The sequence below is a fragment of the Actinomycetota bacterium genome, assembly GCA_036280995.1.
GTDB lineage: Bacteria > Actinomycetota > CALGFH01 > CALGFH01 > CALGFH01 > CALGFH01.
On sequence record DASUPQ010000482.1, the window covers coordinates 1 to 2,130 of the forward strand.

General features: G+C 67.7%; 1 protein-coding gene. It reads left to right on the forward strand.

Annotated features, from left to right (window positions below; all coding sequences use genetic code 11):
• Nucleotides 1-300: 300 nt before the first annotated feature.
• On the forward strand, nucleotides 301-1,791 hold the full coding sequence (locus VF468_16150; protein HEX5879825.1) for an IS1380 family transposase: 1,491 nt from the start codon (nucleotides 301-303) through the stop codon (nucleotides 1,789-1,791).
• Nucleotides 1,792-2,130 lie beyond the last annotated feature (339 nt).

A 2,130-nucleotide genomic window follows, 5' to 3' on the forward strand; every position in this document is an offset into this window, starting at 1 on the left:
CCTGGTCGTTCTGGACGGCCTTAAGTCGGTCGGCGCCCGGCAGGGAGTCGAGTTCCTGCTTGGCTTGTTCGGCCGAGCCCTCGCTGAACAGCAAGACGATGACGTCTGGGTCCTTGGCCAGCAGCTGCTCGCTAGACCTTGACCAAGCGTGTCGGGTGTGTCGGATCGGTGCTTGAAAGGCCAAAGACCTTACTCTGCTTGGGTTTGCGCTCCAACGCAGCCCGAGCAGGGAAGGCCTTTGTGGTGAACAAGATAGCGCATGATCAGAGCCGGCGGAACGCGGCACGGCGGCGCCGGCGGGTGAAGGCGCGGCACGACCGGGCGGGGCATTGGGGGGCGAGACCGGTGCCGATGCTGACCACCGGCAAGGTCGGCTATGAGGTCGGCGGCAACGTGGAGGCGACCTGTTTCGGCGGGATCGCGGCGGTGCACCGGCTGGTGACCAGGCTCGGGCTGGCGGAGCGGATCGATGAGCGGCTGGACTTGTTGAAGGTCCACCTGCCCTACCACGAGTCCGACCATGTGCTGAACCTGGCCTACAACGTGCTGTGCGGCGGCACCCGGCTGGAAGACATCGAACGGCTCCGCCACGACACCGCCTACATGAACGCCCTGGGCGCGGATCTGATCCCGGACCCGACCACCGCCGGGGACTTCTGCCGCCGGTTCGCCGACGCCGACGTGGCCGAGTTGATGGAGGCGATCAACACGGTCCGGCCGGCGCTGTGGACCGGGCGGGGCAAAGACCTGCTCGGCCCGGTCGCCTATATCGACGTCGACGGCACGATCGTGGGCACCGCCGGGCACCGCAAGCAGGGCATGGACATGTCCTACAAGGGCATCTGGGGGTATGCGCCGCTGATCGTGTCGCTGGCCAACACCAAGGAGGTGCTGTATCTGGTCAACCGGCCCGGCAACGCCCCCTCCCATCAAGACGCGGCCGGCTGGGTCGACAAGGCGATCGAGTTGGTCGTCCCGCACGCGCCGAGGGTCTGCCTGCGCGGGGACACCGACTTCTCCTTGACCGCGAACTTCGACCGGTGGGCCGAACGGGTCGACTTCGTGTTCGGGATGGACAACAACGCCGCCCTCCGCGGCCGCGCCGAGGCGCTGGCCGAAGACTCCTGGCACCGGCTGGAACGCCCCCTCGACGCCCCGGGACAGCAGCAGGAGAAGCAGCAGGCCGAGGTCGTGACCCGGGCCCGCCGAGACGACGTCAAGCAGCGGATCGTCACCGAACGCGGCTACCTGGACCTGCGGCTGGACCACGAGGACGTCGCCGAGTTCGACTACCGGCCCGGCAAATGCGGCCGGCCCTACCGGGTGGTCGCGGTCCGCAAGAACATCAGCCGGGCCCGCGGCGAGCAGGTCCTGGTCGAGGAGATCCGCTACTTCTTCTACATCACCACCCGCACCGACCTGACCGCCGACCAGGTGGTGGCCTGCGCCAACGCCCGCTGCGACCAGGAGAACATCATCGGCCAGCTCAAATCGGGGGTGAACGCCCTGCGGGTGCCGCTGTATGACCTGACCAGCAACTGGGCCTACATGGTCATCGCCGCGCTGGCCTGGAACATCAAGTCCTGGTTCGCGATGATGATGCACCGCAAGGCCGACCGGCGCGCCTACATCGCCATGGAGTACCACCGCTTCCTGACCGGCATCATCTTGATCCCGGCCATGGTCATCCGCCGGGCCCGGGCGATCACCGTCCGGCTGATCGGCTACACCCCCAGTCTGGACCGGCTGTTCAGCGTCTGGCGCACCATCGAACGCACCCGCTTCGGCTGACCGCCCCGATCGACCGCCGACCGCCGCGGCAGCGCGGCGGCGATCACCCCTGCCCAGGACCCGAAAACCGGCGTCCAGACCCCGAAAACCCCCGCCCAACCACGGCCCAGACGCCCCCGGACCAGCCTCCGAGCCCCTCAGACCGCCCAGTCGACCCCGCCCGGCCCAACGACCAAGATCAACTTCACTCCAGCCGCCAAACCACGGCCGACTCGCTTATTTGAGGTCTAGAGGGCTAGATCCGGCGAAGCCGGAATTTGGAGTCATGTTTTGTCAGTCAGGCGGCGATTCCGTTCTGTTCGGCGACGGCGTCGAGGGCGCGTTGGTAGGCCGTGGCCG